Raw genomic sequence first — 6,649 nt, 5'->3', positions numbered from 1 at the left:
AGATACGACAAGCGCGGTTACGTCTTCCTCGGGACCGCGACCGCCGCAACCCTCGTCATCTGGCTCCGGGCATGATCGGCCGGACAAGTCCTAGTCGGGTGTCCGGGGCCTCCGTTCATCTGTCGCCGTCGCCCCGCGTTCGGTGCGTGCCGCCCGTGGTCAGGCGGGGATGTGAAGTGAGCCGCCCGCAGGAGTCTGGTCAGGACACCGAGGCCCTGGAGTCCATGTCGGCTCTCAGCTGATGCGCGTTCCCGTGCCGCTGACTCGGACGCGCGGGTCGTTCCTACCGAGGGTGACTGTGAGTTCACCAGGGCGGCCCAGGTCCTCGCCCTGGTGCAGGGTGAGGACGGCATCCCCGGGGACCAGGCCGAGTTCGCGGGCGTACGCCCCGAACGCGGCGGCCGCGGCGCCTGTCGCCGGGTCCTCGACGACGCCGCCGACGGGGAACGGGTCCCGGACGTGGAAGACGGTGGCCGACTCCCGCCACACCAACTGGAGCGTGGTCAGGTCCAGGCGGTGCATCAATGCTTCGAGGCGCGCGAAGTCGTACGCGAGATCGGCGAGGCGCTCACGCGTAGCAGCCGCGAGGACGAGATGGCGGGCGCCGGCGAACGCCACCCGGGGCGGGAAAGCCGGGTCGAGATCGGCGGCCGGCCAGCCGAGCGCGGCGAGCGCCTCCGCGAGGTCGGCGTCGGCGATCTCCTCGATGTGCGGCTCGACACTGGTGAGCGTGGCCCTGACCGTCCCGTCCTCCTCGGCCACCTCCACCGGCACCGTGCCGGCCCGTGTGGCGAAAACCAGCTTCCCTGGGCCATTCCTCTCTGCGAGCGCGACGGCGGTCGCGATGGTGGCGTGCCCGCAGAAGGGCACCTCCGCCTTGGGGCTGAAGTAGCGGATGCTGTACGCCCGCCCCTCCTGGCCGCCGAACCCCTCCGGAGGCGCGGTCAGGAACGCGGACTCCGAGTATCCGAGGTCGGCGGCGATGGCCAGCATTTCGCTGTCGTCCAAGTGTGTGGCGTCCAGAACCACGCCGGCGGGGTTTCCGCCGCCGGGGACGCTGGAGAAGGCGGTGTATCGCAACACCTCGGGCCGGCGCTCATTCGTCGTCATGCTGGCGGCAACCACGACCGGCCCGCAGCTATTTCCGTGGGGAGTCGAACCGCAGAGCCGTCAGGAGTCGTCAGGAGCCACCGCGGCTTGTCGGACACGGTCCGGTCGCTCATCCGGAGCAGTGTCACGCCGCCTGGTGGAGAGCCGAGCGTCGCGTGCGGCGGACCACGGCGCCGGGCGGATCCCCGTCCCCCTCGCTCGTCATGCTCGTCCGGCAGAGAGCGGGGTCCCCCCTCACTGTCCCGCCCACGACAGCCCGTCCTCCGCGACGGCCGGTCCGCCGGGGCCCGCCGGGTCCGGGCCGCCGAGTGGGCCGCCGAACAGGCTCTGTTGCTGAGGTCGTCGCTGGTCACTTCGTCCGACTCGGCGACGACGTCGTCCGGCACCGAGGTGCCGGCGGCCATCAGAGCCAGCCCCCGCGGATCGTCCCGGCGCAGGGCTTCGGAATGGGTGTCGATGAGGATCACACCGGCCGGTGGGCACCCGCTTTCCGCGAGGTACCGGGCCGCCGCGTGTGCGATCAGGCCTCCGGCGCAGAAGCCGACGAGGACGGGCGGCGCGGCGAGGGGCAGGAAACGGACGGTGTCGGCGTGTGCCCGGACCCCCTGGGGCTTCTTCTCCCGATCTACCGCGCGTGACCTGGCACCAAGGCCGGCAGTGGCGGCGCGGCGTGGCCCGCGTCTGCGACGACCTGCCGGACGACCTCACCCGCGGCACGTGGCCTCAGCCCACCTGCGCGACCGAGGGGATGGTGCTGCACCTGGCTCTCGACGACGCGCCTGAGGGCGCGGAGCTCGGGGAGGGCTCCCCGTCCCACACCAAGCTGCCCACACACCGCGGTGCAAGGGCCAGTGCGAGCACTCGACCTTGCACCGCGCCGCGAAGGATCACGTCGCATCCCCGTCGCGCAGAGTGTCACGCCCAACGGCTCGCCGATACCCACCGAGGGCACGGCTTCCGCCGTCCCACCGGTTCCGCTCTGCGATCACGGCCCTTCGGAGCCCGCCGACCAGGTCGGCCGGAACTGGAGGATCTCGGCGGTCGCCACACCACTCGTCACGAACGGATCGGTGGCGACGGCGGCCTCGATCGCCGAGCGTTCACCCTCCGCCACCACCAACCCGCCGGTACGCGGTTTCAGCGGGCCCGCGAGGCGTGCCATCCCGGTGGCGAACACTCCCTGCGGGTTGGAGTAGTGGGCTTCCTTGAGCGCGTCGATGGTCTCCAACGGCGCGCGGTACCTGAACACGATGACGAACATGCCCCTAGTCAAGAGCGGGCGGGGCCGAGAGCGCCAAGACCGGTTTCCGCCCATCGCTATAGGCTGGCGCCTATAGCAGCAGACGGGAGAGGTGAACGGGGCGTGCAGGACATCCCGGGCGTGGAGCTGCGTCACCTTCGGTACTTCGTCGCCGTCGCCGAGGCCGGCACCGTCACCGAGGCGGCCAGGCGTCTGCGGATCGCCCAGCCCAGTCTGAGCCAGCAGATCCGGCTGCTGGAACGGCGCATCGGCACACCGCTGTTCCGGCGCCTGCCGCAGGGCATGGAGCTGACCGAAGCAGGACGGCTGCTGCTGGGCGGCGTCAACCGCGCGCTGGGTGAACTGAGTTCTTCCGTCGCCGCGGCTCGCGCCGCGGTTCCGGTGGCGACGGTGGGCGTGTGCCGGGGGGTGGCGCAGTCCGTCCTGGCCCGTGCGGAACGGATCCTCGCGGAGGGTGGCCGGCTCAGGCTCTCCTACCGGCAGGTCGACTCCGACCGCCAGGGCGATCTGCTCCGGGCCGGCAGGCTGGCCTTCGGCATTCTGCGTGCCCCGGTGGACACGACGGGCCTGGAGCTGCGCACGATCAACGACGAACCCCTGGGCCTGGTACTGCACGACCGTCACCCGCTCGCCCGACAGCCACGGCTGACCTGGTCCGACCTGACCGGACAGCGGTTGCTGTGGTTTCCGTCGGAACGGGCGCCCGGCTACGCGGTCACCGTCCTCGCACACCTGCGTGAGCGAGGCTGGGTTCCGGTGACGGTCCCGGACGACAACAGCAGTCACACACTGTTCCGCCACCGGCTCATCGACCAGGACGATCTGGTCGCGCTGCGGACCCTGAGCAGCTCGCAAGGTGATGCCGGCCTCGTCTGGCGTCCGGTCGGACCGGAACCGCCGCACGAACGTCTGCTCCTGGTCGCGTCCGCCCGTGCATCGTGGAGCCCGTACCTGAAGGACGGCGACCAGTGATCTGGCGTCCGATCAAGGTTCCCGCCCAGCGGAATCGAACCCCGGTCGCCGACGACGGAGAGGCTGACCCAATCCGGTCGCCCGACGGACGAGCCCAGCGGGGCGGGACCCGGTCAGCCTTGCGTGCGAACAGCCGGACCCCGTAGCCGCCGACAGTGATCGGTCGAGCCGAAGGGGACTCGACCGCCGACGAGCGCGACGAGCCCGACGAAGACGAGGTCGGGATCCGCGGTGAGGTCGACGACCTCGTCGAGTTCCATGATTTTCCGCAGGCGCAGACGCGGAGGCCGTCAGGAAGCGTCCGCACCGTGATCGACGGAGGATACGGCGGATGCCAGGGCGCGGGCGGAGTCGGCGAAGTACTGCTCGTCGGCCCCCTCGGCGAGGCCGAGGATGACGCCCTGGCTGAGGCCGACGAACAGGGCCCGCAACGCAGTGACCAGGCGTTGGGCCTGGTGCGCCGTCACGACGCTTCCCCTGTGCCGCCTTCCGGTGAACAGCGCGATCAGGTGCTCTTCCTGCGCCCGGACGGACGCGGCGAGCTGGGATCCCAGGTCGGGGTCGTGGAGCGCCATGTCCAGCAAGGTGATCTGGAGCGCCAGACCTGACCGTGCCTCGGGCGCGTCACAGGTGCGCCGGTAGTACCGGGCGAAGGCGTCAGCCGCTTCCAGCAGTTCCAGCCCGGCGGGGACGGCCTGCTCGAACTCTTCGTAGTGAGGCCGCAGATAGTCGGCGACCAGGGCGACCACCAGGCCGTTCTTGCTCCCGAACAGTGAGTAGATGGCTCCGGTGGTCAGGTCGGCACGCTCGGCGATCTCCTCGAGCCTGGCTCGGTACCCGTCCCGGGAGACGACCTGAAAGGCAGCGTCCAGCAAGGCGCGGCGGTTGCGTTCCCTGGTCTCCGCTCTCGTCATTCTCATAATGCGATTATTACCGTAATCTCGTTATGAGACCAGTCGGAACGAGCGTCAGGGAGACCCACTTGTGGCCCAGACCATGGAAACGCCAGTGACACGCCGGACGGCCGGGATAGTCGCCGATGGCGCCTTCAAGGTGGTGCTCGCCGGTGTCTACACCGCCGGCGCCGTCCCAGTCGGTCGCCTGCTGGGCGTGCCCGCCTGGCTGATGGCGGTCTCTGGCGTGGCGCTGCTGATCGGTGGCGGGATCGAGATTCGCTACGTGCGGAGGCGATCGATGCGCACGTACACGCGACTCATGGTTGCTTACGACAGCGGCTGGATGTTGACGGCGCTCGCCGGCCTCCTGACGGCATGGCAGGGTGGCACGGTCGGGGGTGAGGTGTGGATCGGGTACCAGGCGGCAGCCCCCTTCGTGTTCGCCGCGCTGCTGCCGGCAGCCACTTCCACGCACACGGCCTCGGGGGCTCGTCCAGAGAGCCGTGCCGACTGACGGCGGCCATGAACTGCCCCCCGCCTCATGGCTGAGTGAGGGCGCGGGCGCCGGTCGGCATGGCGGCCAGGGGGGTGGCTGTGTCCGTCACTGATCAGGTGGTGGTGCATCGTCGCAACGCAAGCAGCCCCATTATTCAAATTTGACTACTAGACTGCCTGGATGGAGACGACCATCCCGATCCTCCCCTGCCGGACCATCCAGCCGGTTCTCGACTTCTACACCGCCCTCGGTTTCGAGGTGGCCTTCCGGCAGAAGAGCCCCAACCCGTACGCGGTCGTGGAGCGCGGCGGCATTCAGCTCCACTTCTTCGCGCTGAAGCAGCACGAGCCGGCCGAGTCCTACAGCACGTGCTACGTCCGTACCGACGATGTCGATGGGTTGCACGAGGCCTTCCGGGCCGGCCTCAAAGCGGCGTACGGGAGAATCCCGACCCGCGGGCTGCCGCGCATCGGGCCGCTGAAGGACACGTCCTACGGCATGCGGCAGTTCCTTGTGACCGATCCGGGCGGCAACTGCCTCCGCATCGGACAGCAGACGAGTCAGGACCAGCACCACCGACCCGCACCCAAGGAACCCTTCTCCCGAGCCCTTCACCACGCATCCCTGTTCGCGGACTCGAAGGAGGACCCCGCGGGCGCGGCGAAGATCATCGACCGGGCGCTCCGCCCAGAAGGCGAGCAGCCCACACCCGTGCAGTTGCTTCGGCTCCTCGTGCTGCGGGCCGATGTCGCCGGGCGCCTCGGTGACGAGGACACCGCGAGGTCCGCGCTCACCCGAGCAACCGCAATTCAACTCACCGACGCAGAACGGGAGTCGGCCCATGACGACCTCCAGCGTCTCGAAGAGCTGAGGACCTGAGGCAGTGCGCCAGGACGCTACGACAGCCTGGCTGTGTCAGCTTCTTCTGGAGCCGTTCCGGCCTGACTTCCCGAGTCGTCGGCAACACCTCTCGTGATCGATATCGGCCACTTCGCATGGCATTCAGGTGTGCTACGGGGGCGTCTGGCGAGCCGCGGAGCGGGAGCGCTGCTCGACTGCCGTGCGGGGGCGGACTGGTCCCGGCCCCTGCCCCCCGCACGTCCCTTAGGTGCGGATACCGGCGTTCACCCCGAACCGACACAGTGAAATCGTCGAGCGATGGCGGAAGCGAGCAGCGACGAAGGCCGCGCCTTGCGGCGCGAGATCGAGCGGGTCGTCAACGAGATCGCCCAAGGGCTCAGCACGTTGGACGCAGGCGTGGACTGGTTCTCCGGCCTGGCCCCGACACGTCGGCAGGAAGTACTGCAGGCAGTTACCGGCTATGCGATGCAAGCGCACGTAACAACTGCGGACGGCCGCGCGGGGGTGGAGCGGTCCGGTGTGAAGCCCACGGCCAACCCCGCGGTGATGATTCGCATGGACCCGCCCCGCTACGGATTCGCGGGCCTCCCCTCCGCCGAACACATCGCGGCGTTCCGCGTCCTCGTGTCCGTGTTCGCCGTTGCTGACACTCGCCGCCGCGAGACGTACTGCAAAGGCGCCTGCGGACACGCATGGCACAACCTGCCGACTGCGACCGGGCAGCCGTAGCATCGGCCGTTCCGGCTGTTGGCTGGGCTGGCTATCGGACCGCCCCTCCCGCGTAGCGCCCGGTCGGCTGCAGCGGGCTCGTTCGGCTCGGCTCGCCACGCGGGGCCAACCGCCGCGCTGCAAGGGGGCGCGTGGACGGGACCGGTCGATGCCGTACCGCGTCGGTCACCCCTATCGGGGCGCAGATCGGGGAGTCGGAGGCCATCACCGCGCCGGCTTCCAACCCACTTCGTTGAGCACGCAATTGCGACGCATCGAGCGGGCTCTCGGCGCCCCGCTCTTCGTGCGCACCCGGACCGGCTGCCGCCCCACCCCCCTGGGGCT

The 6,649-nt window shown here is 69.8% G+C and carries 9 protein-coding genes and 1 pseudogene; 5 read left to right on the top strand and 5 right to left on the bottom strand.

Features of this window, described 5'->3' with window-relative positions; translation table 11 throughout:
• Positions 1-234: 234 nt before the first annotated feature.
• The 3 genes and pseudogenes from ACZ7N4_RS38960 to ACZ7N4_RS38950 all read right to left on the bottom strand — a co-directional run bounded on the left by ACZ7N4_RS38960 (position 235) and on the right by ACZ7N4_RS38950 (position 2,371).
• Positions 235-1,110 (bottom strand): PhzF family phenazine biosynthesis protein, encoded by an 876-nt coding sequence (locus ACZ7N4_RS38960; protein ID WP_471368737.1) that lies wholly within the window; start codon positions 1,108-1,110, stop codon positions 235-237.
• Positions 1,107-1,691 (bottom strand): annotated as a pseudogene (locus ACZ7N4_RS38955) (thioesterase domain-containing protein); the annotation flags it as partial. The gene ACZ7N4_RS38960 and the pseudogene ACZ7N4_RS38955, both read right to left, overlap by 4 nt.
• 404 nt (positions 1,692-2,095) lie before the next feature.
• A complete protein-coding gene (locus tag ACZ7N4_RS38950) occupies positions 2,096-2,371 on the bottom strand; it encodes a YciI family protein (protein ID WP_471368734.1) in 276 nt (91 codons plus the stop codon).
• A gap of 102 nt (positions 2,372-2,473) precedes the next feature.
• Here ACZ7N4_RS38950 and ACZ7N4_RS38945 point away from each other — a divergent pair, with 102 nt between their 5' ends.
• Positions 2,474-3,343 (top strand): LysR family transcriptional regulator, encoded by an 870-nt coding sequence (locus tag ACZ7N4_RS38945; protein ID WP_471368731.1) that lies wholly within the window; start codon positions 2,474-2,476, stop codon positions 3,341-3,343.
• 113 nt (positions 3,344-3,456) lie between these two features.
• On the opposite strand, the gene ACZ7N4_RS38940 is transcribed toward ACZ7N4_RS38945, so the two are convergent.
• Entirely contained in the window at positions 3,457-3,603 is a 147-nt protein-coding gene (locus ACZ7N4_RS38940) for a hypothetical protein (RefSeq protein ID WP_471368728.1), read from the bottom strand.
• A gap of 30 nt (positions 3,604-3,633) precedes the next feature.
• Positions 3,634-4,257, bottom strand: coding sequence for a TetR/AcrR family transcriptional regulator (locus ACZ7N4_RS38935; protein ID WP_471368746.1), 624 nt, complete (start codon positions 4,255-4,257; stop codon positions 3,634-3,636).
• 82 nt (positions 4,258-4,339) lie between these two features.
• Here ACZ7N4_RS38935 and ACZ7N4_RS38930 point away from each other — a divergent pair, with 82 nt between their 5' ends.
• From ACZ7N4_RS38930 to ACZ7N4_RS38915, 4 genes are all read left to right on the top strand, one after another.
• Positions 4,340-4,753, top strand: coding sequence for a hypothetical protein (locus tag ACZ7N4_RS38930; RefSeq protein ID WP_471368743.1), 414 nt, complete (start codon positions 4,340-4,342; stop codon positions 4,751-4,753).
• A gap of 162 nt (positions 4,754-4,915) precedes the next feature.
• On the top strand, positions 4,916-5,614 hold the full coding sequence (locus ACZ7N4_RS38925) for a bleomycin resistance protein (RefSeq protein ID WP_471368725.1): 699 nt from the start codon (positions 4,916-4,918) through the stop codon (positions 5,612-5,614).
• 279 nt (positions 5,615-5,893) lie between these two features.
• The gene (locus tag ACZ7N4_RS38920; RefSeq protein ID WP_471368723.1) at positions 5,894-6,325 is read left to right on the top strand and encodes a DUF5958 family protein; all 432 of its coding nucleotides are present in this window, start codon (positions 5,894-5,896) and stop codon (positions 6,323-6,325) included.
• Between the two features lie 148 nt (positions 6,326-6,473).
• On the top strand, positions 6,474-6,649 hold a 176-nt coding region (locus ACZ7N4_RS38915), incomplete at its 3' end, for a helix-turn-helix domain-containing protein (RefSeq protein WP_471368740.1).

This window comes from Streptomyces sp. NPDC107654, from assembly GCF_055639035.1.
Note: the sequence above shows the minus strand (reverse complement) of the source record. Positions and strands in the feature narration are given on the sequence as shown.